This is a genomic window from Enterobacter asburiae (assembly GCF_024599655.1).
GTDB lineage: Bacteria > Pseudomonadota > Gammaproteobacteria > Enterobacterales > Enterobacteriaceae > Enterobacter > Enterobacter asburiae_D.
This window is the reverse complement of sequence record NZ_CP102247.1, coordinates 4286571-4310907: the sequence shown is the minus strand read 5'-3', so window position 1 is coordinate 4310907 and position 24337 is coordinate 4286571. Positions and strand designations below refer to the sequence as shown.

At 53.8% G+C, this 24337-nt stretch carries 27 protein-coding genes and 2 pseudogenes; 11 read left to right on the top strand and 18 right to left on the bottom strand.

Annotation, left to right across the window (positions count from 1 at the left end; genetic code table 11):
• Positions 1 to 321: 321 nt before the first annotated feature.
• Both NQ230_RS20505 and NQ230_RS20495 read right to left on the bottom strand, forming a co-directional pair.
• Positions 322 to 402 (bottom strand): annotated as a pseudogene (locus NQ230_RS20505) (phage polarity suppression protein); the annotation flags it as partial.
• 183 nt (positions 403 to 585) lie between these two features.
• Complete coding sequence (locus tag NQ230_RS20495; protein ID WP_257258893.1) at positions 586 to 714, bottom strand: hypothetical protein; 129 nt, start codon at positions 712 to 714, stop codon at positions 586 to 588.
• 419 nt (positions 715 to 1133) lie between these two features.
• Here NQ230_RS20495 and NQ230_RS20490 point away from each other — a divergent pair, with 419 nt between their 5' ends.
• The 3 genes and pseudogenes from NQ230_RS20490 (at position 1134) to NQ230_RS20480 (ending at position 4236) form a co-directional block, all read left to right on the top strand.
• Positions 1134 to 2084, top strand: a complete 951-nt coding sequence (locus NQ230_RS20490) for an HNH endonuclease (RefSeq protein ID WP_257258892.1) — start codon at positions 1134 to 1136, stop codon at positions 2082 to 2084.
• 212 nt (positions 2085 to 2296) lie between these two features.
• Positions 2297 to 2528: pseudogene (locus NQ230_RS20485) on the top strand (phospholipase D-like domain-containing protein); the annotation flags it as partial.
• Between the two features lie 283 nt (positions 2529 to 2811).
• A complete protein-coding gene (locus NQ230_RS20480) occupies positions 2812 to 4236 on the top strand; it encodes a DNA cytosine methyltransferase (protein ID WP_257258890.1) in 1425 nt (474 codons plus the stop codon).
• Between the two features lie 50 nt (positions 4237 to 4286).
• Here NQ230_RS20480 and NQ230_RS20475 read toward each other — a convergent pair whose 3' ends face one another.
• The 3 genes from NQ230_RS20475 to NQ230_RS20465 all read right to left on the bottom strand — a co-directional run bounded on the left by NQ230_RS20475 (position 4287) and on the right by NQ230_RS20465 (position 7392).
• Complete coding sequence (locus NQ230_RS20475) at positions 4287 to 5486, bottom strand: type II restriction endonuclease (RefSeq protein WP_047343934.1); 1200 nt, start codon at positions 5484 to 5486, stop codon at positions 4287 to 4289.
• 308 nt (positions 5487 to 5794) lie between these two features.
• Positions 5795 to 6379, bottom strand: a complete 585-nt coding sequence (locus NQ230_RS20470) for a class I SAM-dependent methyltransferase (protein ID WP_257258887.1) — start codon at positions 6377 to 6379, stop codon at positions 5795 to 5797.
• On the bottom strand, positions 6379 to 7392 hold the full coding sequence (locus NQ230_RS20465) for an HNH endonuclease family protein (protein ID WP_257258885.1): 1014 nt from the start codon (positions 7390 to 7392) through the stop codon (positions 6379 to 6381). Before NQ230_RS20465 ends, NQ230_RS20470 begins: the two co-directional genes overlap by 1 nt.
• A gap of 458 nt (positions 7393 to 7850) precedes the next feature.
• Here NQ230_RS20465 and NQ230_RS20460 point away from each other — a divergent pair, with 458 nt between their 5' ends.
• Positions 7851 to 8324, top strand: coding sequence for a SymE family type I addiction module toxin (locus NQ230_RS20460; protein ID WP_134708493.1), 474 nt, complete (start codon positions 7851 to 7853; stop codon positions 8322 to 8324).
• Between the two features lie 261 nt (positions 8325 to 8585).
• Here the strand turns inward: NQ230_RS20460 and NQ230_RS20455 are convergent, their stop codons facing one another.
• The 8 genes from NQ230_RS20455 to trpS all read right to left on the bottom strand — a co-directional run bounded on the left by NQ230_RS20455 (position 8586) and on the right by trpS (position 13363).
• Complete coding sequence (locus tag NQ230_RS20455) at positions 8586 to 8867, bottom strand: DUF6392 family protein (RefSeq protein ID WP_257258883.1); 282 nt, start codon at positions 8865 to 8867, stop codon at positions 8586 to 8588.
• 155 nt (positions 8868 to 9022) lie between these two features.
• Positions 9023 to 9274: a DUF7683 domain-containing protein gene (locus tag NQ230_RS20450; protein ID WP_045350134.1), complete on the bottom strand. Its 252-nt coding sequence runs from the start codon at positions 9272 to 9274 to the stop codon at positions 9023 to 9025.
• Positions 9275 to 9292: 18 nt separating this feature from the next.
• Positions 9293 to 9544 (bottom strand): bacteriocin immunity protein, encoded by a 252-nt coding sequence (locus NQ230_RS20445; RefSeq protein WP_257258882.1) that lies wholly within the window; start codon positions 9542 to 9544, stop codon positions 9293 to 9295.
• Position 9545: 1 nt separating this feature from the next.
• Positions 9546 to 9677 (bottom strand): HNH endonuclease signature motif containing protein, encoded by a 132-nt coding sequence (locus tag NQ230_RS23020; protein WP_328756039.1) that lies wholly within the window; start codon positions 9675 to 9677, stop codon positions 9546 to 9548.
• 106 nt (positions 9678 to 9783) lie between these two features.
• Positions 9784 to 10041: a colicin E3-like toxin immunity protein gene (locus NQ230_RS20440; protein ID WP_028016520.1), complete on the bottom strand. Its 258-nt coding sequence runs from the start codon at positions 10039 to 10041 to the stop codon at positions 9784 to 9786.
• Between the two features lie 8 nt (positions 10042 to 10049).
• Complete coding sequence (locus NQ230_RS20435) at positions 10050 to 11624, bottom strand: S-type pyocin domain-containing protein (protein WP_257258879.1); 1575 nt, start codon at positions 11622 to 11624, stop codon at positions 10050 to 10052.
• Positions 11625 to 11627: 3 nt separating this feature from the next.
• A complete protein-coding gene (locus tag NQ230_RS20430; RefSeq protein ID WP_257258877.1) occupies positions 11628 to 12110 on the bottom strand; it encodes a hypothetical protein in 483 nt (160 codons plus the stop codon).
• Positions 12111 to 12361: 251 nt separating this feature from the next.
• Positions 12362 to 13363 (bottom strand): tryptophan--tRNA ligase, encoded by a 1002-nt coding sequence (gene trpS / locus NQ230_RS20425; protein ID WP_257258876.1) that lies wholly within the window; start codon positions 13361 to 13363, stop codon positions 12362 to 12364.
• A 199-nt stretch (positions 13364 to 13562) separates the two neighbouring features.
• Here trpS and fosA point away from each other — a divergent pair, with 199 nt between their 5' ends.
• The gene (gene fosA, locus NQ230_RS20420) at positions 13563 to 13988 is read left to right on the top strand and encodes a FosA/FosA2 family fosfomycin resistance glutathione transferase (RefSeq protein WP_257258873.1); all 426 of its coding nucleotides are present in this window, start codon (positions 13563 to 13565) and stop codon (positions 13986 to 13988) included.
• Here the strand turns inward: fosA and NQ230_RS20415 are convergent.
• Positions 13974 to 14981, bottom strand: coding sequence for a LacI family DNA-binding transcriptional regulator (locus NQ230_RS20415; protein ID WP_089598060.1), 1008 nt, complete (start codon positions 14979 to 14981; stop codon positions 13974 to 13976). The two genes, fosA and NQ230_RS20415, sit on opposite strands and share 15 nt — an antisense overlap.
• A 185-nt stretch (positions 14982 to 15166) precedes the next feature.
• Here NQ230_RS20415 and NQ230_RS20410 point away from each other — a divergent pair, with 185 nt between their 5' ends.
• Positions 15167 to 16255: a cellulase family glycosylhydrolase gene (locus NQ230_RS20410; protein ID WP_257258872.1), complete on the top strand. Its 1089-nt coding sequence runs from the start codon at positions 15167 to 15169 to the stop codon at positions 16253 to 16255.
• Between the two features lie 50 nt (positions 16256 to 16305).
• Positions 16306 to 17700: an MFS transporter gene (locus tag NQ230_RS20405; RefSeq protein ID WP_257258870.1), complete on the top strand. Its 1395-nt coding sequence runs from the start codon at positions 16306 to 16308 to the stop codon at positions 17698 to 17700.
• Between the two features lie 39 nt (positions 17701 to 17739).
• Here NQ230_RS20405 and NQ230_RS20400 read toward each other — a convergent pair whose 3' ends face one another.
• From NQ230_RS20400 to NQ230_RS20385, 4 genes are read right to left on the bottom strand one after another with little or no spacing between them, the layout of a single operon-like run.
• A complete protein-coding gene (locus NQ230_RS20400; RefSeq protein ID WP_023293378.1) occupies positions 17740 to 18561 on the bottom strand; it encodes an alpha/beta fold hydrolase in 822 nt (273 codons plus the stop codon).
• A 30-nt stretch (positions 18562 to 18591) separates the two neighbouring features.
• Positions 18592 to 20211 carry an MFS transporter gene (locus NQ230_RS20395; protein ID WP_257258869.1) on the bottom strand — a complete coding sequence of 540 codons (1620 nt, stop codon included), beginning with the start codon at positions 20209 to 20211 and terminating at the stop codon, positions 18592 to 18594.
• Complete coding sequence (locus NQ230_RS20390; protein ID WP_257258868.1) at positions 20208 to 20615, bottom strand: DoxX family protein; 408 nt, start codon at positions 20613 to 20615, stop codon at positions 20208 to 20210. The genes NQ230_RS20395 and NQ230_RS20390 overlap by 4 nt, the downstream gene beginning before the upstream one ends.
• Positions 20615 to 22486, bottom strand: a complete 1872-nt coding sequence (locus tag NQ230_RS20385; protein WP_257258867.1) for an amidohydrolase — start codon at positions 22484 to 22486, stop codon at positions 20615 to 20617. The genes NQ230_RS20390 and NQ230_RS20385 overlap by 1 nt, the downstream gene beginning before the upstream one ends.
• A 218-nt stretch (positions 22487 to 22704) precedes the next feature.
• On the opposite strand from NQ230_RS20385, the gene NQ230_RS20380 reads away from it, so the two are divergent.
• The 4 genes from NQ230_RS20380 to NQ230_RS20365 all read left to right on the top strand — a co-directional run bounded on the left by NQ230_RS20380 (position 22705) and on the right by NQ230_RS20365 (position 24335).
• A complete protein-coding gene (locus NQ230_RS20380; RefSeq protein ID WP_008501349.1) occupies positions 22705 to 23391 on the top strand; it encodes a hydrolase in 687 nt (228 codons plus the stop codon).
• 61 nt (positions 23392 to 23452) lie between these two features.
• Positions 23453 to 23674 carry a DUF1427 family protein gene (locus tag NQ230_RS20375; protein ID WP_257258866.1) on the top strand — a complete coding sequence of 74 codons (222 nt, stop codon included), beginning with the start codon at positions 23453 to 23455 and terminating at the stop codon, positions 23672 to 23674.
• Complete coding sequence (locus NQ230_RS20370; RefSeq protein WP_010427264.1) at positions 23671 to 23931, top strand: XapX domain-containing protein; 261 nt, start codon at positions 23671 to 23673, stop codon at positions 23929 to 23931. Before NQ230_RS20375 ends, NQ230_RS20370 begins: the two co-directional genes overlap by 4 nt.
• Before the next feature lie 23 nt (positions 23932 to 23954).
• Complete coding sequence (locus NQ230_RS20365) at positions 23955 to 24335, top strand: response regulator transcription factor (RefSeq protein ID WP_121424928.1); 381 nt, start codon at positions 23955 to 23957, stop codon at positions 24333 to 24335.
• The last annotated feature ends 2 nt before the right edge of the window (positions 24336 to 24337 follow it).

Below are 24337 nucleotides of genomic sequence, written 5' to 3'. Positions count from 1 at the left end.
AAGTTCTGGAGGTCGCGTGAGAGTTGCCATCCACATTAACTAGTATCATTCAATTATCTGATGTTGCTTACTAAAGAGAGCAACGCAGCGTGCCAAAGAATAAAGAAGCATTTCACTTCCAGCGCGCAATGCTCTCCCCGCCACGCCTGCCCGCTTAAGGGGCGCTTTTAATGCAGGTGCATGAATGGTCTCATAGCGTGCCAGTGCTGGCGCTGGCGGGGGATTCAGTGTCGGTAAAACGCATGCAAAACCATGCACCTTATGCATGCATGGCTTTTTTACTCAAAATAATGGCGGGATTTTCGGAGATTTTTGTAAGGACTACTGCGCAGCCAGTTCTGCACGGCGGCGGGTGTAATTCAGGTTCTGTGCAGGTGTGAATTTTTCACGTCGATAATCTCGCGCAGCGTTTGCAGGCTCCGGCCGCTATGCCCGCTGCCGGCAAGCTGTTCGCGGTATGCCTTTTCGGACTGCGTCAGTTCATCCCGGCGTTGAAGCCAGGTGGATTTGTTTGCCTAACAGGCCTCAAAGGCTTTCTGTAGCGTCAGTGTGGTCACGTATGTTTCTCCTGATGTCTGGCCTTGCTCACGCACCGGCACGTTTAAGGGGGACCGCCGGTGCGGGTACAGGGATAACCGGCTCAGTAATCGGTGAAGGGATAATCCCGTCAACGGATTCAAGCGTACGGAAGGTTGCCGAACACTTGATGCTCATGGACTGACGGTGATCCGGGCGTGTTCCATAACGTTCTCACGTCGTCGTGTTGTTTCCTAGCTAGGGCGAGCTAGGTGGATTTTTGAGTGGCTAAGGCTTGCGGCACTGTGAGCAAAGCCAGTAACAGAAATGGTGAGCTTTAACTCATGATAATAGTCTAAACAAGCTTGTTCAGGGCAGGGCAGAACAAGGGCAGGTCAATATTCTGCAAAGTATTCGTTTGTGAATAAAAATATTTTCTCCAGTTGGCCTAGTTTTATACTATCTATTTTGAGAGTGAGAAAAACGTATCAATTTCTGCGCTAAATCGTAAAAATAATGTAATGATATTTATGTGTGGGATGGTGAATTATTTTTATTGTATAAATTAATTTGTTATAATGGGTCGAGATTGTGAAATATTCAACTAGGATATAGGTATGAAAAATAAAAGGGCTTGGGCCTTTAAAACAATCAGTAAAAAAGAACTAGTTTATCGTGGTAATGATGGTTATGATGATAATCCATTTGAGTCGTATTCTTATGATAATTTGGTTGCTAATCATAAGCAAGTTGAATCTGGGGATATTGTTGTAATATATAACAGAAAGCATGTTATTGGTGTGGCGGTAATAACCTCTCTTATCAAAGAAGATTCTCAAAAAGAAATAAATCAATGCCCTATAAATAACTGTAAGGCAGAGAAAATAAGAACCAGAACTAGCAAAAAACCCGAATGGAGATGTAGTAATGGCCATGAATTCGAAAAACCATTAAAAAAAACCATACCTGTAATAAAATCTACGGCATTCTATTCTAATAACTTCAAAATACTAAAAATGAATTATCTTGAGCTGGAGGGTAAAATAATAAACCATAACAAACAACTATCTATCCAGGAAGTAAAATTTGAATGGGCAAAAGATCTATGGGAAGGAAATGGGCGTTATATCGATAATTTAGAAAGCATGGAGGCTAGTGAACCTGAAGCCCTATTCAATAAGGAGGATTTGAGAGAGGTAGTTAATCGTTCGATTAAACAAAGACGAGGACAACGTTCGTTTAGGGAAAAACTTCTCAAAAAAAATAATCATTGCGCTATAACTAAATGTGCGGTTTTAGATATTCTTGAAGCCGCTCATATCTATCCATATAGAAATAAATCACATAACCATATAAGTAACGGTATTTTACTTAGGGCTGATATACATACACTTTTTGATCTTGATTTAATAGCTATTGAGCCTAAGAACTTCACTGTTCACATTAATGGAAAACTTAAAAAAAGTGAGTATTCGATTTATGAAGGTAGTGTTCTTAGTATTTCCCACAAATTGTCACAAGATGCATTAGAAGAAAGATGGGAAATATTTATGGATAAAAATAAATAAGTTAAAAATTTCTAGAATGGTTCATACATATGAATATTATAAACTAAATATAAGACAGCTTTATGGCAGTTCCTTTTCGATAAAAAACTCACAATACAACAGGGGATGTTAATAACTTATAATCACCGTTTATAACTCCTTGCAGCCATCCAGACCGTCATCCAAACCATAAGGCGGTAGGTAGAAACATCAGCATTATGGTACAAGCAATGGCTGCGTTCGAGAAACCGAATGCCCTTGGTATTGCTACAAAACTAGTCGATCGTGTTTATACAAAATTGTTATTGGTGATATGGTTTGCTGTGCGTGGGGTCGCTCAACTGGTTTAGTGCGCCATGTAAATGACGAAATGAACGATACGATCCATCGATGGTTTACAGCGATGATGAGCTGAAGGGCGAGATTGACTCTATTTATAATAGCCTTGAGAAGCGTCAGGTTTAGGACAGCGATTTTATAAGCCTCTTACCGGTATTTCTTTAGGGAAAGTTGGATGGAGCTACCGGGTTTTAAATCTTAACTAATTGATTTGTTTATTATTTATTATGCGCTATACCGTGATATTCACTACGCATGCTGCATGTATACCACTTGGAAACATCATTAGCTAAATCTCATAATTACTACTCTCTGTTAAATCCATATACTGATCAAATATCCAGAATAAATCGTTTCATCTGGGTCAAATGAGTGATATATTTTCACCCATAAACCCCTAGGAGGCGTTATGTCTGAATTCGATTTATTTGCTCAGGAACTGCTCGAAAAAGCAGAAGCTGAAGAAAAACAACAACAAGAGCGCGACAGGAAGCTGATTGATCGGGTACTTGAAATTTACGACCAGAAGTATGTCGCAGAACTGCTAAGAAAAATAGGTAAAAACGAGTGGAGTCGCGAAACTCTTAACCGCTGGATAAATGGCAAGTGTGAACCAAAATCGCTCACCATGGCAGAAGAAGCGCTGTTACGGAAAATGCTGCCGGAACAACCCGCTCATCATCCTGACTATGATTTCCGCTTTATTGACCTGTTTGCTGGTATTGGTGGTATACGTAAAGGATTCGAGGCCATCGGCGGGCAATGCGTTTTTACCAGCGAATGGAATAAAGAAGCGGTACGTACCTACAAAGCAAACTGGTACAACGATGAAGACGCACACACATTCAATCTGGATATCCGCGAAGTCACGCTAAGCGGAGAAGAAGGCATCTCAGAAGAGAAAGCCTACGCCCATATCGATCAACACATCCCGGATCATGACGTCCTGCTGGCCGGTTTTCCCTGCCAGCCATTCAGTCTGGCGGGTGTAAGTAAGAAAAACTCTCTCGGACGTGCACATGGATTCGAATGTGAAGCGCAGGGTACTCTGTTTTTCGATGTTGCCCGCATAATCAAGGCTAAGCAACCAGCCATTTTTGTGCTGGAAAACGTGAAAAACCTTAAGAGCCATGACAAAGGAAAAACGTTTAAAGTTATTATGGATACCCTTGATGAATTAGGCTATGAAGTCGCTGATGCCAATATTACAGGGAAAGATGATCCTAAAATTATTGATGGTAAAAATTTCCTGCCACAACATCGTGAGCGTATTGTTCTGGTCGGATTCCGCCGTGACCTCAATATCCATCAGGGATTCACTTTAAAGGATATTCATAAATTCTACCCTGAGAAAAGACCAACATTTGCTCAGCTTCTGGACCCTGCGGTTGACAGTAAATATATCCTGAGCCCTAAGTTATGGGAGTATCTCTATAACTATGCTAAAAAGCATGCTGCCAAAGGTAATGGGTTCGGTTTTGGTCTGGTTGATCCGAATAATGAAAATAGCGTTGCGAGAACATTATCCGCTCGTTACCATAAAGATGGATCTGAAATTCTCATCGACAGAGGATGGGATAAAGAACTCGGCGAAATCGATTTCTCAAATCCAGTGAATCAGGAACAAAGACCAAGAAGACTGACGCCTCATGAATGCGCCAGATTGATGGGTTTTGAGCAACCCGGAGGCAAGCCATTCCGGATCCCCGTTTCCGATACCCAGGCCTATCGCCAGTTTGGGAATTCAGTGGTCGTTCCCGTTTTTGAAGCCGTGGCGAAACTGCTTCAACCTTATATTATTAAAGCCGCAGCAAACAAGGCGACAAATAAATAATATAAACAGATCCCCCGGAATTTATCCGGGGGATAACAGTATAAAATTATTTAATCGACATACAATGATTTAGTTTCATTGATAAATGTATCTAAAGAAATAAGATATTCCCGGATAGCTTTCGGGTACTTATCATGAAGACTAATTGGTACAACCAACCTGACTCTTTCCTGCTGCATCTCCTGAAATTGAGCAACGGAAACACCTTCCTGAAGGGTAAAGAGGTAAATGTCCTGAATTCTATCCGCTTCATTTAATATTTGCCGCCAGCGATCTTTACATGTCGTTTTTACTGCCAACATGCGAAGCTTCTGCTCAGGGAACGTCTCATCGTGATAAGCTTGCGCAGAGGGGAATAAAAAATCTGGCTTCTTATTTCCTTCTGTAACGGCCTGAGTCTCAAAAGTTTTCAGCCCATGCTCATTAAAAAGTTGTTCAAGATGCAGCTCAAGTGATTTACCGGCTCGTGATTTTCGTCTGTTGCTCACGGAATTCGCCAGTGCAATAAATTCATTAACGGAACCAAACCCAGACTGAACTATGCCTAGCACATGCATTTCCTCCACCAGTAGGAAAATTTCATACTCAACACGACGACGTTCAATCAGTTGCTTATCCGGACCTACGACATTTGGTGAATAGTGAGCTGCTGCATACTGGATAATTTCCTTACCTGAAGGGAAATTTGTTCTCCACTCCTCAGGGAGACGATACCCATTGGAAACTGGTTCTTTTAAGGCCAAGCCGCCCAGAATCTCATTTGCGGGGCCATAGACCAACGATCCAGGAACAATTTCTCCGAGCGATGACTCAACGATATCTTCTTCTTCTGCGTCATGACACACCCAAATATCAACAAATTGGCTATCAGATCCCTGATGGTGATCAAACGCCAATAATGCCAGCGCTCCCGTATTCTCCGGGTCTTGCAGAGGATTCTTTCCTCCCCCCCATCGAGTGATACGCTTTTCATTTCGGGTCTTACCAAAAAAACGACCATTGTAATAAATGGCCCTAGCCTCGCTGTCCGGGCAGCTGTGCGAGGAGGTATGCGCATTCAGCCTTACGGACGGGTTAGGATCCCTTGTATGATTAATTGAAGGGAAAAGATGTCCAACAATTCCAGAGGGTATGTAAATACCAACCTGATGTCCGCCCGTCGCGCCGGTGTCGTTGGCTGACAAGCGCTTGATGAACATATAGGTGTCACTGGTTGATTTATCTAACAGCCATGAATGTAGCCCCGACATCATCACTTCCTCGCTGTAAAAATATCGCTGATTTTTAAACGGTTATCCTGCCACAGCTCTGCTTTAGTGAATACTCACTATGCCGTTTTATTTGATGTTGTTATTTTATTCATTCTCCCGGATTTAGCTCAGATTCCGGAAAACCTTATAAACCATTTCTGACCGTTTCTGATATCTCGGCTAAGAGCTTTTCAAGCTCAGTGGTTCGCAGGTCATGCGATCACAGACTAACTAACCGTGTGTTGAGCTGACTAAAGTGATGAATTACTGAGTTAACCTACTCCCTGTCGATTAGCACCGCCTGATGATCAAGCGGCGGTTTTTCGTAATATCCCATTCAGCCATGTCTCATCCCTGTCCGGGCGGTTATCCTGAGTCGCCCACAGCGAAGCTATCTCCATCCCCGGAATCGCCTTCAGCAACTCCTGCAACCCCTCTTCATCCAGATCCGTAAACCGTCTTTCACCCTGCACGCGTTCACCGTTGCCATACTTAAAGGACACATACCAGACGCCGCCAGGTTTAAGCGCATCCGCAAGCCTCTGCATCACTGCAGGCAACCCAGAAGAGGGGACATGCAACAAAGAGGCACAGCACCAGATCCCATCGTACTGCGCTTTACCCTCAATCTCTGAAAACGTCATCAACTGCACGGGTAACCCGGTATGTTGCCTTGCCAGTTCCACCATCGCGGAAGAAGCATCAAAAGCATTCACCTGATAACCCATCTCATGAAATGCCTTTGCGTCCCGCCCTGAACCGCAGCCCGCATCCAGAACCTGGGCACCGTGAGGCAGATGTTGGGTGAAGGCCTCGTAGAGCGAGGTCATATCGACATTGACTGTGCCATCGAAGAAATCCTGCGCGTGCTTCTGATAGTAGTGAAGTGTCATTAAAACGTTGCCTCGCCTTCCGCGTTGGGTTTCCAGGTATGGATAAGTTTGTCCAGTGCGGCCTGCCAGTTACGCTGGAGAAAGCTTTTACGTGCTTCAGGACGTTGCCCTGTCTGTAGAACAATTGTCTCATGTAACGGCAGTTTGCTCTGAATAAAATACTCATTGCGGGTGTGTAACCGCTGCAGGAGCCTAAGGTCGGGAATGCGGGCTGACTTGCCTTCGACGCCACGGTTACAGCACCGACAGGCCAGCACTATGTTCCATACGCCGTTAATATTGCTCACTTCATGGCGAGCAGCCCAGGGAATAAAGTGATCAACGTCCGCCAGTTCTGCGTCTCCCGTTACCAGACTGATGGGTTTAAAGCAGTAAAAACATCGTCCTTTCTGGTAACCGTTCAGGCTGTCGCGGCAGCTGGTGATGTCTACGCGACGCGCGTTCACCCTCGTGAACAACAGCTGATTATCTTCGTCGAACTCCACGCCCACAAGGTTACGTGAAACCCCCATCGACCAGGCCTGTTCCACCAGGTTCCAGCGTGCATTGGTTTCAAAGGCGAGGTTTTTATACTGCAGGCGTTCGCCCAGTAAATAGAAGTTATCCGTCAGGCGGATCCCGTTGTGGGGTTTGCGCTCATCAAGGAAAAAACGTTTATCGATTTCGCCCTGGTTCACGTAGTGAAAGGCATCGATCACGTTGTTAAAGCCAAGGCGCACCGTCGCTTCAATGAGCTGAGCATGGGTGATTTCGCCTCTGTTGAACTTCAGACAGGTATCCAGAAATTGACTGCTGCGGGAGGTGATCTGTTTTGGCGCATGTTTCAGGTGCTCGCAAAGATAGCGGCTGAACGGCACGGCAAGCTGGTCGAGCGTAATCAAATCGCTGCCCGTCTTATCCACTTCATACAACGCTGACGCCAGCGCGAACTTGTAAGATGCGACGTTCCTTCCAAAGAGGATCACACCACGCCAGTAGTTCTCAAGCGTCGGATCGGCCTGATAAAATTCCATCGATGAAGTCCTGTTACGGTTGGCTGGGCAGGGCGTTACTAAAGCCTGTAACAGGATCACATAACAAAATCAGGGTGATGTAAATCGTTAATCTATAGGTTTGATGAATTTTTGAGAGATATGTGAGAAAGGTGTGGAGGCAACCGATGCGGCATTAGCGCCAGGTTTGCGAACGAACAGATATCTGGAGGAGGTGAGTTGAAGTGATTTTCAGGCCGAAGCGTTGTTGTTTCTCGAATTAAAAAATACCTACCGTTATTTCCTGAATCTCCCTCGCAAATTCAAAAATTACCTCATGCCAAACCGCTGTATTTATATTCAGTCCTGTATAATAAGCACCAGAAATTACGCCGAACGGCGAAGGAAGTATCAAGGAATATTTAACGAAGAATTCGCGATATGAAGGTGCTGCAACACCCTCATACCGCTAACCACAAACAACTAAGATGGAGTTGAAAATGGCTGCGACGAATTTTAAGCCAGAGTTTACTGTTTGCAAAACAGAATCAGACGCTTTCACCGGCATGATTGAAAACCGCGAGCTGGTACGCAAAAACAGCGCCCGCCGCCTTCATGGCAACCAGCCCAATGCGGCACCCATTCATCCCCGCGCGGAAACGCCTCAGGACAGTGCCGCCTGCTGCGAACTGTATGCACGCATAGACATGAAATACCTTCTCCTCGGCGGGGACTGGTTAACCCGCGCTGGCTTTATCAACGGTATGCCCGTAAAAATCCGTGCCATGAAAGACTGCATTGTGATTACGCCACAGCATACAAGAGAATTATGGGGATGCCTGGAAGGTATGAGTGTGGTGAATATAAATAAGCAGAAAGTCGCGCAGTGGTTGAAGACGTTTCCGGGAGCGCTGAATGATACAGGTGATATACCGGCTGTTAAACGTGGAACAGGGAAGGCGATGTCGGAGTAACTGTGTTTCCCACCTCATGTAATCCTTGAAGCAATAAAACGATACGGGCATGTTATCCCATGCCCGTAATCTTCAGAAATCACTCGTGCTTTACCTGCTCTTTCACAGCCTTAACCAGCACAGCGTGAAGTTCGCCAACGGTTAAATCGCATATAACAGGTTCGGGTATGCCACGTATCCAGCGCATAAACCGACAGATACCAAAAAAATCTCTACCCTCGCCCGTAAACAGATACTCATTCTCAGCAAGAGAGAATGTTTTCACATAGCCATCTTCTTGCGTGGCAAGCTGAACGCCAAACGCTTCTTCGCAGTCTTCCTGTAGGTCTTCGCCGTCCATACCACAAATATGCAAATCGGCTTCAATTTATGGTTTATCACAACAAGGGCTTGAGCTTCTCTCAAAAAACTTAAATTGATGCCTTCTTTTGCCATTTCCAGGTGTTGGTTCATAGAGCCTGAATGTCCCTTTGGATATGTTTTCCATGAAATAAATCCTGCATCTACCAATTCGTTATGACTTTTCCCTAAATAAACAATCATTGCCTCATGTTTGTAATCATCTGTATAAGTCCGCCCTATAGTTTAAACGTAAGCTTTTTTTCTCGTTTCAGGATTTAGAGCTATAAAGTACCGTCCAGATGTAAATTCTTAGGTTTTCGAAATGAGAAAAAGGGCATTGTATATTTAATCTTCATTTAAAGATCTCCTCCTGAAAGCTGAAAAATTAAATCGTCCGAGTAGAATGTTTTACCTATGAGTTTTTCTAAAAGATGTGCCTGTTTTTCATTTATATTATAAACACCTATGCCATACGTGAAGTCGGCTTCATCTTCATCTGAAATACCCATAATGTCATACAGCGCAGCTACATTTCGCTGAGAGATTATGATTTCATAAAGTAAAAGTTCATCTGTTTTACTGTATACATCTATAGAGTAAACGATCATTGTTTTAATCCTAAAGAATCACTCAGACTTGAAGCAAGGTTTATCACGACGCTGACGCCACTCTTTTACTTCATGGACAACGCCTTCTGGGCTATCATCTTTTGCATCTTCGGGATAAAAAATAAGATCTGCACCTGAGGGATGCTCTGCAAGCCGTTCGAACTCTCTAACCTGACAATTACCATTTTCCTCTGTTTCACAATTGGCAGAGCATATTTTTTGTACTAAGGATAGAAATTCACTTTCAGTATAATGGCTGATGGTTTTCATCCTAATTTCCTCGATGTATATCAATATGATGTTTAGGTGTTGTTATGCTCATATTATCTAGATCATATACAGCGCCGCCCTGTTTTATAGGATTAATGCGATGTGTCTCATACCGTTTTTTTACCGACTCCATATATTGTAGGGATAAGGGAAGAGGCTCTCCTCTGATTTTTTGATTGATCTTTTTCATCTTGATGGAGATTTTTAGTTTGCCCGATACGATTATCGGGCAATGCCTCTCACCATTTATCCCTATAGTCAAAAGAAACCTGATAGTCATAAATAGCGGGGGTTATTTTATGTAAGAAGTGGGGTTGGAGAATGGGTATCCATTCGGGTTCAACATCAAAAAAACCATTATTAACGTTCCCCTTTGTTGGTAGGCCAAGATCTTTTGTCATGATCTGAGCATCATCGCCAAAATCTAAAGAAAATTCATTTCCTTCACCTAGCTCAGTTTCTTTATCATACCACTGTAATCTTAATCTTAATCCCATAATAAGCCTCATAAATAAGATTTAATATTTCTACCTTTTACGGCAGGTTTCAAAATTTCACCAGTTTTATAATCAATGGAGCCGAGATGCTCGCCGTCACTAGCTCTGTATTCTTCGAGTTCGCCATGCTGAGAATCCCATTCATATATTCTTCGTCCTTTCGAATCAACCCATCTTGCCCTTTTACCACTACCACCTTGTTTGGGCGTTTTCGCTTTCACCTCTCTTAAACCACTTAATCCTGTAATTTCGCTGGTTTTTGGTGCTTGCTGATAATCATGTCCATCTTCAGGTAATCCACTGCGACGTTTCCCGCTGAGATAGACATAAATCGGCGGCACCCCGCCTACCGGTAGAATCAGAATATAATCCGCAAACGTCTTTTCTTCCGGTGTCGGGCTGGTCGTCACACCAATCCCCGTATCCTCCGGCAGCGGATCAACCACAACCGGGTTCGGTATCCGTACCGGGTTGTGGTTGCCCGTATCCCACGGCTTACTCTCTCCGGTGCGGTCCGGTGTCCAGATGAGGGTGATACCCGGGTCTTCTTCGGTGGTAAAGGTGTACGCCTGGCGTTGGCTATCCCACTCCATCCTGCGAACGCGCACGCTGTCCTTGCCCGGCGGCGTATGCCAGCCGCGCGGTGTCGGGTTGCCGCTGGTGTCGTTCTCCCAGGTGAAGCGAACGCGGGTAGGGGCTTCCCGCATTTGTTCGGCGCGCATCCGATCGATAAAATCCTGCTCGCCGTCGTTCAGCTTGCCGGGATACATCCCTATCAGCAGCCCTGCGACAGGTGCACCAAGGCCTCCCGTGGCTATCTCGCCAAGTGCAGCGCCGCGCACGGCCCATGTGCCGGAAATGACAGTACGCCCGCCAACCAGTACGAGTTCGCTGGCATCGGCTATCGCGTTCCGCGCGGTCCAGGCCCTTTCTTCGGCTGCAACGGCAGCCTGATAGTCCATCTCCTCGTGATGCCCATTCCACCAAAGATAAAGCGCGCTGCGTTGCTTCGGCTTTGGGAGCGCCTTACGCTTTGCCGCCTGAGCGTGCTGCGCGGCGTCGTTGGGTATGGCCTGGTAAAATGCCATCTCGGCGAAGTTGGTGTGTGGCTCACTTCCGGTGCCTGCATCGTTACAGCCTTCACCGCGCAGGCAGGATTTCGCAAAGACCCGGTTGCGATCGCGTTCTTCTGCTTGTCGCAGCGCTTCGGCCTCTTCCTCTTTTCGGCGTGCTGCGAGCATGGCCTGATGCTTTTCCTGTGCGATCTGTTCAGGAGAGGGACCGGATCCTAGCCACTCTCCCGATGGGGCAATCACGCGGTTGGTTCCGTGCGGGCAGCCACAAATGACGAGAGAACCATCGACGGCTGAGGATTGCCCCATCCAGTTGACGCGTGGCTCACCGTTGGCAATCACGCCCTGTTTGCCGCATTTAGGGCATGCCGTGGTTTTATCCCCAACACGAACGATGCCGCGACCGTGCTCGGTGCAGTTGGGCAGAGTGGTGCAGCATATTGCGCCTGTGGTTGTTCTGTCGCCGTGCAGAGCCTGACCGCGTCCATGGTTATCGGAACGGTAGCCCATGGCCTATTCTCCGGGCCAGGTTAAGAAGTCCTCTTGAGGTGGAATACCTTCGCGGGTGACCAGATAAATACTGCCGAGCGGTGTGCTGATAATCTCGTCATCGTTATCAAGGAGGCTACCTACAAGGGCAACGCCGTGTCCTTTCCACGTAAAAGCGGTTCCTGATGAGGTCATAATCTTGGCGAGCGTTCCATCCGGATAGGCCACACAGTCTCCTTCGACAATCAGGCTGGTGTAACTGCCATCGTCTATGAGCACTGTGGTTTCGCGATCGACGGGAAGAACCACGCCGCCCATTCGGGTCTGGCTGCCAGCCGTGGCGATCCGCCAGATGGCGGTGACGGGATGTTGTCGATGAAAGGCTTCCTGTTCGGCAATGATGGCGCGCGCGTCATCAGGCATGGCGGCCAGTTCTTCAACGGAAAACGGCGAACGATCTATTTCCGCTTTTAACTCAGCGGTAAATTCATTGGTATAAAACTGCATGACAATTCCTTGTTGGGGCAGAAGAGTAAATGCAGCAATGCTAGGTTTTAGACTGTATGGCGAATATACATAAAGTGGTTATTAAACCGGGCTAAAATCCGAAATAAATATCCAGATTGATATTAGTCATCTTTTAAAGAAGCGATAGTAATGGTTCCTGTTAATTATAAATGTAATATTCGCTGAATTGCCGGTAAATAATATTATGAAGCGCATGTATTATTTGAATACATACGCTGCATGACGTTATTTCAAAACACCGGCACCCCCAGCCCAACCTTCACCTCCCTCAACGTCTCCTGCGTCACCCCCTGCGCCCGTTCCGTCCCGCGCTTCAGCATCGCCATCAGCTCGCCCTTATCCTGAATGTACATCGCCCTCCGTTCCCGCATCGGCGCAATCAGCTCCTGCAAACACCCCTCCAGCTCGTTCTTGCAAACCCGGTCGCCCAGCCCGCCCGCCTGATAGTGCGCCTTCATCGTCGCCACTTTCTCCTTGTCCGGATGAAACGCGTCCAGGTAGGTAAACACCACGTTCCCCTCAATCTGCCCCGGGTCGCTCACCTTCAGATGGTTCGGGTCGGTGTACATCGCGCTGACCGCACGGTGAATGGTCTCTTCGCTGGCCGAAAGGTGCAGCGTGTTGCCCAGCGATTTCGACATCTTGGCGCTGCCGTCGATGCCGGGCAGGCGGCTGGTGTCGCTCAGCATCGCCTTGCAGTGGCGCAGCACCGGGGCGGGCAGCAGGCTGTTCATCTTGTGCACAATCTCGTTGGTCTGCTCAATCATCGGCAGCTGGTCGTCGCCGACGGGCACGCACTCGGCCTTAAACGCGGTGATGTCCGCCGCCTGGCTGATGGGGTAGGCCATAAACCCGACCGGCAGCGAGCGGGCAAAGCCCTTCTGCGCAATCTCGTTTTTCACCGTCGGGTTACGCTCCACGCGGGCGACGGTGACGATGTTCATATACAGCATCGTCAGCTCGGCGAGGGCGGGCAGGGCGGACTGCAGGCAGATCGTGGTCAGGTTCGGGTCGATGCCGGCGGCGAGGTAGTCGGCCAGTACTTCGGGGATGTTGTCGCGGATCTTCTGCGGGTTGCTGCCGTTGTCGGTCAGCCCCTGCAGGTCGGCAATCAGCACAAACTGGTTGTGCGTTTGCTGGAGCGCCACGCGCTGACGCAGCGATCCGACGAAGTGGCCAAGGTGCAGCGGGCCGGTTGGGCGGTCGCCGGTGAGGATGGTGGGTGCGTTCATAAAGACTCCTTAATGTGCAGTTGCCGAAAGGGGTCTTAAAAATGTGAAAGCCGCCTTTCGGCGGCTATCTGAAAATGGGGAAAACTACTCCGTGCCGCCTTTAAGAAGGCAGCCACCAGCGGTTTACGGTGAGCACGGCGTGGTTTATGTTCATCTCTTTACCGTACCACGTCCGGCGCGAAAAACAAAAGGGCACGTCATGCTGCAATCACTCAACCATCTGACCCTCGCGGTCAGCGACCTGCAAAAAAGCGTCACCTTCTGGCACGAGCTGCTGGGGCTTGCGCTGCACGCCCGTTGGAATACCGGGGCCTACCTCACCTGCGGCGATCTGTGGGTCTGCCTGTCGTACGACGAGGCGCGCCAGTACGTGTCGCCGCAGGAGAGCGACTACACCCATTACGCGTTTACCGTAGCGGAAGAGGACTTTGAACCGTTCTCGCAAAGGCTTGAGCAGGCGGGCGTCACCGTCTGGAAGCAGAACAAAAGCGAGGGGGCATCGTTCTATTTTCTCGACCCGGACGGGCACAAGCTGGAGCTGCACGTCGGCAGCCTCGCCGCGCGGCTGGCGGCGTGTCGCGAGAAGCCCTACGCGGGCATGGTGTTTACCTCAGACGAGGCTTGAGGCGCGCACCTTCAGCCTGCCCGCCAGCGTCACGTGCGTGGCGGCATCTTCCTGATTGCACAGGTACTCCACCGCCAGCCGTCCCAGCTCGCTGTAAGGCAACTGGATGCTGGTCAGCGGCGGGGTGAGCTGCTCGGAAATCTTCTGGTCGTCGTAGCCCGCCAGCAGCATGTCCTGCGGGATGCGCACGCCGTTCACCGCCAGCGCCTGATAGCAGCCGATCGCCAGCCAGTCGCTGGCGCAGAAGATGGCGTCCGGGCGCTCGGCCAGTTCCAGCAGGGAGGTGGTGGCGGTAAAAGACTCGCTGAACTGCCAGTTGGTCTGGCGCACCAGTCCGTCGTCGCACGCGAGTCCGGCCTGCTGCAGCGCCGCCCGGTAGCCCGCCAGACGCTGGCGCGAGGCCTCCATCCAGCTCTCCCCGGTGATGTGGGCGATGCGCGTGGCCCCGCAGGCGATGAGATGTTTAGTCACCTGAAAAGCGTTGGCGTAGTCGTCCGGGATAAACGACGGCAGCAGCGGGGAGCCGGGGTCGCGCTGGTTGAGCAGCACCAGCGGGATGCGGGTGCAGTCCTGGAAGGCCGTCATGTCCACCAGCGTGGTGACCGGGGACGCGAGAATAATCCCGATGCAGTTGCGCTTCTCCAGCTGGCGGATGATGTTCAGGGCCAGCTCGATATCGTCGCCGTAGTCGTAGACGGTGAGCAGGGTCTCGTTGCGCCACGCGGCTTCCCGCGCCTGGCTGATGGCGTCGATAAACGGGTCGAAGCTCTGCATGGAGCTGACCAGCAGGGCGATCTCTTCCTGGTTGCGCGGGGCGTGAACGGCGGGGAGGCGGTCGTAGCCGAGTTCGGTAGCGACGCCAATCACCCGCTGGCGGGTGTCGTCGCTGAGCTTGATGTTGCGGGACTGGTTAAGCACCAGCGATACCGTCGCCTGCGACACGCCCGCAGCCCGCGCAATATCGTTCATCGTCACTTTCGTTTTTCGCTTCATCCGTCCTCTCCCTTTCGCGACTTCGCATCATACCCTAACCGCACGCTTTAGCGCCGTCGATCACGTTTCTCATTCATCGAAGCGTGAACTTTGTGAGGGGCATCGCTTTTCTCAACGCCGTGATTTGCGCATTTATCCCGCAACTAATATTTATTAGCTAAACATTATCAGTAAGAGGACGCGTAATGAAAGAGCAGTGGAGCAGGGAGCAGGCACAGGCGTGGTATCAGCAAAAAGGCTGGCTGTGCGGGTTTAACTATCTGCCGTCGACGGCGGTGAACTGGACCGATATCTGGCAGGAAGAGACCTTCGATGCCGCCACCATCGAGCGCGAGTTGGGCTGGGCGGCGGACGCGGGCTATAACACCCTGCGCATCAACCTGCCGTTTATCGTCTGGGAGCACGATCGCGACGGGCTGATGGCACGCATCGACCGCTTTTTGACGATTGCCGACGGTCGCGGGTTCAGCACCATGCTGACCCTGATGGACGACTGCGGCTTCTCCGGCGACGAGCCGTACCTCGGCCCGCAAAAGCCGCCCGTGCCGGGCAAGCACAACAGCCAGGCGGCGGCGAGCCCGGGGCGCGACAAGGTGTGCGATCCGGACTGCTGGCCGCAGATTGAGTGCTATATCCGCGACGTTGTGCGCCAGTTCCGCGAGGATAAGCGCGTGCTGCTGTGGGATCTCTATAACGAGCCGGGCAACCGCGGCATTTTCGCGACCGGCACGCAGGAGGTGCAGTACGACGCGAAGCTGGAGACCTGCGCGCACGAGTTGATGAAGCTGGCGTTCCAGTGGGTGCGCGAAGAAGATCCAACCCAGCCGCTCACCGTCTGCGCGTGGCGTCTGCCGCCGGAAGAGGAGGGCGAGACGTTCTTTCAGCATCCGCTGGATCAGACCGCGCTGGCGCTCTCGGACGTGGTGAGCTTCCACGCCTACACCCACACCGGGCGCATGACGGCGATTATCCAGCAGCTGCAGGAACTCGCTCGCCCGCTGTTCTGCACCGAATGGCTGGCGCGCCACGTCGGCAGCACTGTCGAAGAGCAGCTTCCGCTGATGTACGCGGCGAAGGTCGCGCCGTACCAGTGGGGGCTGGTGCGCGGCAAAACCCAGACGTGGCTGCCGTGGCCGGTGGTGATGAAGGAGTCCACGGACTACTGCCGCCTCTGGTTCCACGACGTGTTCGAGGAGAACGGCATTCCGTTCTCGCGCCGTGAAATCGCCCTGATGCAGCAGCTGCGCAAGATCGCCCCGAAGGCACAAGGCTAATAATATCGACCCGGCGGCCGACCGCCGGGCAACCAGGCAGGCATATATCAATGGCAACGACAATGAAAATACCGTCTCGCGAGTTGTGGTCTTATTTTGGCTATGGTTTAGGTCAGTGTTTTAGCTTTGGTTTAGTGGGTTCGTTTATTAACTATTTTTACACCGACGTGCTGGGGATCTCGGCACTGGCGGCCAGTACCATCTTCCTGATTGCCCGCGCGTGGGACGCGGTTCACGATCCGCTGTTTGCCAGCATTATGGACACCATTAACAGCCGGTTCGGCAAATTTCGCCACTTTTTGCTGATCGCGCCGCTGCTGATCACCGGCGTCACGCTGCTGTCGTTCTATAAAATCGAAGCGGACATGACCACCAAAATCCTCTACGCCGGGGTGACCTACATCCTGTGGGGGACGCTGTACGCCATCTCTGATATCCCGTTCTGGTCGATGTCGTCGGTGATGACCAACGACTCCGCCCAGCGCACCCGCGCGGTGACGGCGGCGATGCTCGGGGTGAACGCGGGCATTGCCTGCGCCAACATCTTCTTCCCGAAGCTGGCGGCGTTCTTCGCCCAGTACAGCAACGATAAAGGCTACTTTATGGCGGCGCTGGTGATGATGCTGGTGGGCCTGCCGCTGATGCTCAACGGCTTTATGCAGATCAAAGAGCGCGTGCCGCCGAGCCCGGAAAAGGTGACCATCCGCGACACCTTCCACAATCTGCGCCAGAACAAGCCGCTGTTTATCGTCCTACTGTCGTTCTTTTTCTGTGTGTTCCACAACGTGGCGGGCGGGCTGTATATCTACTTCTTTATCAATAACCTGGGCGACGGCAGCCTGCAGATGGCGATTGGCGTAATGGGGATTGTGGCGGCGGTGCTGTGCCTGGTCGCCCCGATGCTGACGCGCCGGATGCAGAAGCGGAAGCTGTTTATGATCCTCTGCGGGCTGGACGTGGCGGTGCGTGTGGTGATGTGGTTTGTCGGGTATCAGCAGGTGACGATGCTGTTTATTCTGCTCGGCCTGAGCACGCTGTTCGTGATGATGACCAACATCCTCACCTCGTCGATGATTGCCGACACCATCGAGTACGCGGAGTACCACACTCACAAGCGCTGCGCGGCGATCACCTTCTCCGGGCAGACTTTTACCGGCAAGATGTCGGTGGCGGTGGGCGGCGGGTTAATCGGCGTGTTCCTGACGATGATCGGCTACGTGCCGCAGGCGCAAATTCAGAGCGAAGGCGTGCTGTCGGGGCTGTTCTTCGGGGTTTGTTTGTTACCGGCGATTGGGTCGGTGATCCGCATCGTGTTTATGTCGCGCTTTACCTTTACCGAGGAGAAGCATGCGGAGATTTGTCGGCTGCTGGCGGAGCGGAACGCGTCTGCGAAAGCGCCGGGTGGCGGCTGCGCCTTACCCGGCCTACAGGACCAACCCTTGTAGGCCTGATAAGCGAAGCGCCATCAGGCTTCGCGTAATGACTTACAGCGACTTCACAAACGCCAGCAGATCTTCGTTGAGCTGGTCCTGGTGGGTCAGCGCGAAGCCGTGCGGCGCGTTGTCGTACACCTTCAGCGTGGCGTTTTTGATCATCTCTGCCGCCAGCTTGCCGGTGCTTTCAAACGGCACGATCTGGTCGTTACTGCCGTGGATCACCAGCGTCGGCACGTCGATTTTCGCCATATCCGGGCGGAAGTCGGTTTCGCCGAACGCGGTCACGCAGTCGATGGTGCCCTTCAGCGACGCCAGCAGGGCGATGTTCAGCGTTTGGGTCAGGGCTCCGGCAGAGACGGTCTGCCCGGCGTTGATGCCGTAGAACGGCGTTGCGAAGTCGCTGATGAACTGAGCGCGATCTTTACGCAGCCCGTCGCGAATGCCGTCGAACACGCTCTGATCGACACCCTGCGGGAAGGAGTCGGATTTGCCGAAGATCGGCGTCACCGCGCCCAGCAGCGCCAGACCGGCGACGCGCGCGCTGCCGTAGTTGTTGATGTAGCGGGTTACGTCGCCGCCGCCCATGGAGAAGCCCACCAGCGTCACGTCCTGCAGGTCAAGGGTGGTAATCAGGTCGTTAATGTCGGACGCAAAGGTGTCGTAGTCGTAGCCGTTCCACGGCTGATCCGAGCGGCCAAACCCGCGACGGTCAAAGGCGATGGCGCGGAAGCCGCGTTCGGCCAGATAGTTCAGCTGGCTGTCCCACATGTCGCCGTCCAGCGGCCAGCCGTGGCTGAAAAGAACCGGTTTGCCCGCGCCGCAATCTTTGTAGTAAATCTGCGTGCCGTCTTTTGCCTTAAACGTTGCCATAGTGTGTTCCTGTGCAGGTGATGATTATGGTTATACCGGCGCGACCAGGTAGCGAATAGCCGGTGATGTTGTGCCCTGATGAAAAGCCAGAACGCGGCTCTGCAGCAGGAGGTCATTCATGGTGTGGCGCTCCTGCTGGCGCAGATGCTCAATCCAGGAGCCCATCAGGAAGGTCTCGATAAACAGGCCGGGGCGCTCAATATCCTCGTACACCGCCCAGCTCATCGCCCCGGCGCGGCGTCGCACCCGGCGCAGCTCGTGTACCGCCTCCAGGAAGGCCTTCGCGTTGTGCGGGTCGATGATGTACTCGTGCGAGACCAGCACCGGGCCGCGCTCGTTCGGCAGGTCAATCTCCACGCCGTCCAGCGGCTGGCCGCTGAGGTCGAGGTTCAGGTCCGGATCTTTGCCCAGCTTCCAGCGGAACACCGTCGCGCTTGCCAGCACCATCCCCAGCGTGGCGACCACCAGCGAGGTCGGCGTGCCGAACCGGGAGGCGATCTGCCCCCAGATGGCGCTGCCGGTGGTCATCGAGCCGAAGAACACCGTCAGATAGACCGCCAGCGCGCGGGCCTTCACCCAGCGGGCGGCGCTGCGCTGCGCGCCGAGGTTGAGGGTCGACAGCACCGCAATCCACGCGAAGCCGGTGAAGAACTCAAACAGGTTGAGCAGCCAGACGTGGCGCACGAACGCCAGCGCCAGCATGGTGAGGGCAAACGTCAGGCTGGCGGCCACCATCAGACGGTCGGCGTTCAGCCGCTGGCGCAGGCGCGGCAGCAGGATCGCCCCGGCAATCGCCCCCAGGCCAATGCACGCCAGCATCACGCCATAGCCCGCCGGGCCTAAGCCCAGCTCGCGGCGCGCCACCAGCGGCAGCAGCGCCCAGCCCGCGCTGCCGAAAACGAAGAAGGCCACGGTGCGCACCAGCACGTTGCGCAGCACCGGCGCGGCGTGCACGTAGCGAATGCCGGAGCGCACCGCCGAGAAGAAGTGCTCTGGCGGCAGACGCTGAATGGACGGGGCCGGACGCCAGCGCCACAGCACCCACGCCACGCCCACCACGGACAGCGCGTTGAGGGCAAACACCATCCACGGCCCGGCGAGCGACAGCAGAAAACCGCCCAGCGCGGGGCCAATCGCCCGGCTGATGTTCACCCCGAGCGAGTTCAGCGCCACGGCGGCACCCAGCTCCGGCTTGCTCACCAGATCGGGCACCACGGCCTGGAACGGCGGCGAGCTCATCGCCGCGCCCACGCTCAGCAGAAACGTCGCCACCAGCAGAACGGTGGGGGTGACGTGTCCGGTGAAGGAGAGCACCGTCAACCCGGCGGCGGCGATGAACACCCACAGCTGGGAGAAGAGCAGGTATTTACGTCGGTCGACGATGTCCGCCATCACCCCGGACGGCAGGGCGAAGAGGAACATCGGCAGGCTGCTTGCCGCCTGCACCAGCGCGATATCCAAAGGATCGGCGCTCAGAGTCAGCATGCTCCAGTTGATGCCGACGTCGCTCATCCATGAGCCGACGTTAGAGACCACCGTGGCGATCCACAGCATGCGGAACACCGGCTGGCTCAGCGGCTGCCAGGGCGAAACCGTCGATGCGGGCGTCGTCTCGACGTGTGCGTCGCGAACGTCGTTAACCTGGGTCATGCGAATCTCTCCGTTACCTTACGCTGCAGCCGCCACTGGCCCGGCCCGGTGAGGGCAAGGGTGGTGAAGATAATCAGCAGCAGCCAGCCAAACTGCCCTTCGGCAATCGACCAGTTCGGGTGGACCGCCAGCATCGCCACCAGCAGCACGGCGATAATCGGCAGGCACGCCAGGCGGGTGTAAACCCCCGCAATGATAAACAGCGGGCAGACCACCTCGGCGACAATCGCCGGGATCAGGCTCGCCCAGGGCCCGAAGCCGAACGGATCCTCAATGCGCGTCAGCTCTTCGCTGAAGTGCAGCACCTTCGGCAGACCGTGCACGTACAGCAGCAGCAGGCTGCCGGTCAGGCGCAGGAAGAATAGCCCCAGGTCGATCCGGGGTGGGGTAAAGGTGTTTTTCATCAGAATGCAAAGCAGCTGCAGCCCAGCGCCCCCCAGAAAGCGTTATCGTCGGACACCGGCATCTCTGACGTGCGGGCGAAATCATGCTGGTGGCTGTGAACCCCGCACGGGCCGCTGCAGTGGTGGACGGCGCTCATGCCGACGCGGGCGGCCTGCGGCGGCGCGCTGCGGTAGTGGCCCGGCACCTTGACCACCGGGGACCACTCGGGCAGAACCGGAATGGCAGGTGGCGCGAGCGGGCCAAAGCTGCCTGCGGCGTAAACGATATCGCCGTTGACCACCGTCAGGACGGACTCGATGCCCTTGATCTCCTCTTCCGGCACGCGGAAGTAGTCTTTGCTGAGCACCGCCAGGTCGGCAAGCTGGCCGACCTTGATCTGCCCCTTCTGGTTCTGCTCGCTGGAGAACCACGCGCTGCCCTGGGTCCAGAGCATCAGGGCGGTATCGCGGTCCAGACGGGCGCTGTGATCGTACATCTGCATCCCGCCGACGGTGCGGCCGGAGACCAGCCAGTAGAGCGCGGTCCACGGGTTGTAGCTCGCCACGCGGGTGGCATCCGTCCCCAAGCCCACCGGCACGCCGGTCTCGAGCATTTTCGCCACCGGCGGCGTGTGGCGGGTGGCTTCGATGCCGTAGCGCTCGGCGAAGTATTCGCCCTGGAAGGCCATGCGGTGCTGGACGGCAATGCCGCCGCCCAGTTCTTTGATGCGGTCGATGTTGGCCTGGGTAACGGTTTCCGCATGGTCGAAGAACCAGTGCAGGCCGTTGAACGGAATGTCGCGGTTCACCTTCTCGAACACGTCCAGCATGCGGCTGATGGATTCGTTGTAGGTGGCGTGCAGGCGGAACGGCCAGCGGTGCTCCACCAGATGGCGCACCACGCGCTCCAGCTCGTCCTCCATGCCCGGCGCGAGGTCCGGGCGCGGCTCGAGGAAATCTTCAAAATCGGCGGCGGAGAAGACCAGCATCTCGCCCGCGCCGTTGTGGCGGAAGAAGTCGCTGCCCTGGCCCGGCGTGAGCATGTCGGTCCATTTTTCAAAGTCTTCCAGCTCGTGGCCCGGACGCTGGGTAAACAGGTTGTAGGCGATGCGGATGGTCATCTGCTTTTTCTCGTGCAGCTCGGCAATCACCTCGTAATCTTCCGGGTAGTTCTGAAAGCCGCCGCCCGCGTCGATGGCGCTGGTCAGCCCCAGACGGTTCAGCTCGCGCATGAACTGGCGCGTGGAGTTGACCTGCTGCTCCAGCGGCAGCTTCGGCCCTTTGGCCAGCGTGGCGTAGAGGATCATGGCGTTCGGACGGGCAATCAGCATCCCGGTCGGGTTGCCGTTGGCGTCGCGCTGGATCTCCCCGCCCGGCGGGTTTGGCGTGTCTTTGGTGTAGCCGACCACCTTCAGCGCGGCGCGGTTGAGCAGGGCGCGGTCGTACAGGTGCAGGATGAAGACCGGGGTGTCCGGCGCGGCGTCGTTGATTTCATCGAGGGTCGGCATGCGGCGCTCGGCAAACTGGAACTCGGTCCAGCCGCCCACCACGCGCACCCACTGGGGCGACGGCGTGCGCAGGGCCTGCTCTTTCAGCATCCGCAGGGCGTCGGCCAGCGACGGTACGCCTTCCCAGCGCAGCTCGAGGTTGTAGTTCAGCCCGCCGCGGATCAGGTGCAGGTGCGAGTCGTTCAGGCCGGGGATGGCGGTGTGGCCTTTCAAATCCACCACCTTGGTGCCGTCGCAGTGGTGTTGCATCACCTCGGCGACGGTACCCACTTCCAGAAATTTTCCGTCGCGCACGGCAACGGCTTCAGCGACGGGGTTCTCGCGATCGACGGTGTGAAACTGGCCGTTAACCAGAATGAGATCGGCTTTACCGAGGGTAACCATAAACTGCTCCTGACTGAGAGGGGAATGGTCAGGATTATGGGAACCGGTTTCGGCAAAGATCCAGTTATACAATAGGATAGGTATACCAAAGTATAACTATACCTAAGGTTAACTATACGAAGAGATAATTACGCCCAGGGACGGAAAACCGCAGGATGAGGGGGATTTTATCGTCGCGGCGCTCGCGGCGATTTCACCCTTAACCACTGGAAAATGCTATGACCTCTTCAAAGCTCGAAGTGTTAACCCCTGCGAACTGTCAGATCATCTTTATCGATCACCAGCCTCAGATGGCGTTTGGCGTGCAGTCTATTGACCGTCAGGTGCTGAAAAACAACACCGTGGCGCTGGCGAAAGCGGCCAAAGTGTTCAACATCCCGACCATCATCACCACCGTTGAGACCGAAAGCTTCTCCGGTAACACCTATCCGGAGCTGCTGGACGTGTTCCCGGGTCAGGACATCCTGGAGCGTACCTCCATGAACTCCTGGGACGACCAGAAGGTGCGCGACGCGCTGAAGGCTAACGGCAAGAAGAAGGTGGTGGTGGCCGGCCTGTGGACCGAAGTGTGCAACAACAGCTTTGCCCTGTGCGCGATGCTGGAAGGCGACTACGAAATTTATATGGTGGCTGACGCGTCCGGCGGCACCTCCAAAGAAGCCCACGACTACGCGATGCAGCGCATGATCCAGGCGGGCGTGATCCCGGTGACCTGGCAGCAGGTGATGCTGGAGTGGCAGCGCGACTGGGCGCGTAAAGAGACCTACACCGCGGTGATGGATATCGTGCGCGAGCACTCCGGCGCGTACGGCATGGGCGTCGATTACGCCTACACCATGGTGCACAAAGCGCCGTCTCGCCAGAAGAGCGAGCACCGCACCTTAGCGCCGGTCCCGGCTCGCTAAGTTCCGCTGGCGGGCTGGTCCCTCATCCGGCTCGCCGCTGCCTCTTTCTCTGGAGTTCACAATGAGTACTGGGCTGATATCCCTTGCCGCAGGCGTGTTGATTGGCCTGATGTATGCCGTGCTGAAGGTGCGCTCCCCCGCGCCGCCCGCGCTGGCGCTGATTGGCCTGCTCGGGATGCTGGCGGGTGAGCAGGCAACGCGCCATCTGTTATCCCGCGACGCTGCCCCTCCTACTCAGGCGACCGTTCCGCAGGCCAACTCGCAGACGGGAGCGTCGTCATGAAAGCATGGATAATTTCGCTGGTGTGCGGCGTGGTTGCTGGGGTAATTTACGCTCTGCTCGACGTCCATTCCCCGGCACCGCCGGTTGTCGCCCTGCTTGGCCTGTTTGGCATGCTGGTGGGCGAACAGCTCATCCCGGTGGGACGGCGTTTACTGAGTCGCGAACCGCTTACCCTCGCCTGGTTTCGTCACGAATGCGTACCGAAAATCAGCGGCACGGCGCCTCCTGCGCCCGCGAAGGACGATCGCGACGTTTAATGATTTACCAGAGGAAAGACAGCATGACGCTGCCGTGGCGCATTGCCATCATTGATGACGAACGTTCCGTCCGCAGCGGGTTGAGTAATCTCCTGGAGTCGGAGGGCTATGCCGCCGATACGTTTGATTCGGCAGAGGTATTTCTCAGCCATCCGCTCGCCCTGTCCGGCGCGGCGCTGGTGATCGCCGATATCAAGCTGCGGGGCATGAGCGGCCTGGAGCTGTTTGAGAAGCTCCGGCTGCTGGCCGTACCGCCTCCGCCCGTAATCTTTATCTCCGGTCATGCTGATGAAAATATGCAGCGGTACGCTCTTAATCTGGGCGCCGCTGCATTTTTGCGTAAGCCTATTAACATCGATATTCTGCTGGATCATATTCAGCGGGAGATGGCCCGCCGACAATAAGG

Excerpts from the sequence above, each read along its gene's own strand:
- NQ230_RS20395 (WP_257258869.1), bottom strand. The coding sequence starts at position 20,211 with ATGACCCAGGTTAACGACGTTCGCGACGCACACGTCGAGACGACGCCC.
- NQ230_RS20380 (WP_008501349.1), top strand. The coding sequence starts at position 22,705 with ATGACCTCTTCAAAGCTCGAAGTGTTAACCCCTGCGAACTGTCAGATC.
- trpS (WP_257258876.1), bottom strand. The coding sequence starts at position 13,363 with ATGAACGCACCCACCATCCTCACCGGCGACCGCCCAACCGGCCCGCTG.
- NQ230_RS20455 (WP_257258883.1), bottom strand. The coding sequence starts at position 8,867 with ATGATTGTTTATTTAGGGAAAAGTCATAACGAATTGGTAGATGCAGGA.
- NQ230_RS20440 (WP_028016520.1), bottom strand. The coding sequence starts at position 10,041 with ATGGGATTAAGATTAAGATTACAGTGGTATGATAAAGAAACTGAGCTA.
- NQ230_RS20490 (WP_257258892.1), top strand. The coding sequence starts at position 1,134 with ATGAAAAATAAAAGGGCTTGGGCCTTTAAAACAATCAGTAAAAAAGAA.
- NQ230_RS20465 (WP_257258885.1), bottom strand. The coding sequence starts at position 7,392 with ATGGAATTTTATCAGGCCGATCCGACGCTTGAGAACTACTGGCGTGGT.
- NQ230_RS20370 (WP_010427264.1), top strand. The coding sequence starts at position 23,671 with ATGAAAGCATGGATAATTTCGCTGGTGTGCGGCGTGGTTGCTGGGGTA.
- NQ230_RS20405 (WP_257258870.1), top strand. The coding sequence starts at position 16,306 with ATGGCAACGACAATGAAAATACCGTCTCGCGAGTTGTGGTCTTATTTT.
- NQ230_RS20415 (WP_089598060.1), bottom strand. The coding sequence starts at position 14,981 with ATGAAGCGAAAAACGAAAGTGACGATGAACGATATTGCGCGGGCTGCG.
- NQ230_RS20435 (WP_257258879.1), bottom strand. The coding sequence starts at position 11,624 with ATGGGCTACCGTTCCGATAACCATGGACGCGGTCAGGCTCTGCACGGC.
- NQ230_RS20470 (WP_257258887.1), bottom strand. The coding sequence starts at position 6,379 with ATGACACTTCACTACTATCAGAAGCACGCGCAGGATTTCTTCGATGGC.
- NQ230_RS20390 (WP_257258868.1), bottom strand. The coding sequence starts at position 20,615 with ATGAAAAACACCTTTACCCCACCCCGGATCGACCTGGGGCTATTCTTC.
- NQ230_RS23020 (WP_328756039.1), bottom strand. The coding sequence starts at position 9,677 with ATGGAGTCGGTAAAAAAACGGTATGAGACACATCGCATTAATCCTATA.
- NQ230_RS20375 (WP_257258866.1), top strand. The coding sequence starts at position 23,453 with ATGAGTACTGGGCTGATATCCCTTGCCGCAGGCGTGTTGATTGGCCTG.
- NQ230_RS20430 (WP_257258877.1), bottom strand. The coding sequence starts at position 12,110 with ATGCAGTTTTATACCAATGAATTTACCGCTGAGTTAAAAGCGGAAATA.
- NQ230_RS20460 (WP_134708493.1), top strand. The coding sequence starts at position 7,851 with ATGGCTGCGACGAATTTTAAGCCAGAGTTTACTGTTTGCAAAACAGAA.
- NQ230_RS20495 (WP_257258893.1), bottom strand. The coding sequence starts at position 714 with ATGAGCATCAAGTGTTCGGCAACCTTCCGTACGCTTGAATCCGTTGAC.
- NQ230_RS20480 (WP_257258890.1), top strand. The coding sequence starts at position 2,812 with ATGTCTGAATTCGATTTATTTGCTCAGGAACTGCTCGAAAAAGCAGAA.
- NQ230_RS20385 (WP_257258867.1), bottom strand. The coding sequence starts at position 22,486 with ATGGTTACCCTCGGTAAAGCCGATCTCATTCTGGTTAACGGCCAGTTT.
- NQ230_RS20445 (WP_257258882.1), bottom strand. The coding sequence starts at position 9,544 with ATGAAAACCATCAGCCATTATACTGAAAGTGAATTTCTATCCTTAGTA.
- NQ230_RS20410 (WP_257258872.1), top strand. The coding sequence starts at position 15,167 with ATGAAAGAGCAGTGGAGCAGGGAGCAGGCACAGGCGTGGTATCAGCAA.
- NQ230_RS20450 (WP_045350134.1), bottom strand. The coding sequence starts at position 9,274 with ATGATCGTTTACTCTATAGATGTATACAGTAAAACAGATGAACTTTTA.
- NQ230_RS20400 (WP_023293378.1), bottom strand. The coding sequence starts at position 18,561 with ATGGCAACGTTTAAGGCAAAAGACGGCACGCAGATTTACTACAAAGAT.
- NQ230_RS20365 (WP_121424928.1), top strand. The coding sequence starts at position 23,955 with ATGACGCTGCCGTGGCGCATTGCCATCATTGATGACGAACGTTCCGTC.
- NQ230_RS20475 (WP_047343934.1), bottom strand. The coding sequence starts at position 5,486 with ATGTCGGGGCTACATTCATGGCTGTTAGATAAATCAACCAGTGACACC.
- fosA (WP_257258873.1), top strand. The coding sequence starts at position 13,563 with ATGCTGCAATCACTCAACCATCTGACCCTCGCGGTCAGCGACCTGCAA.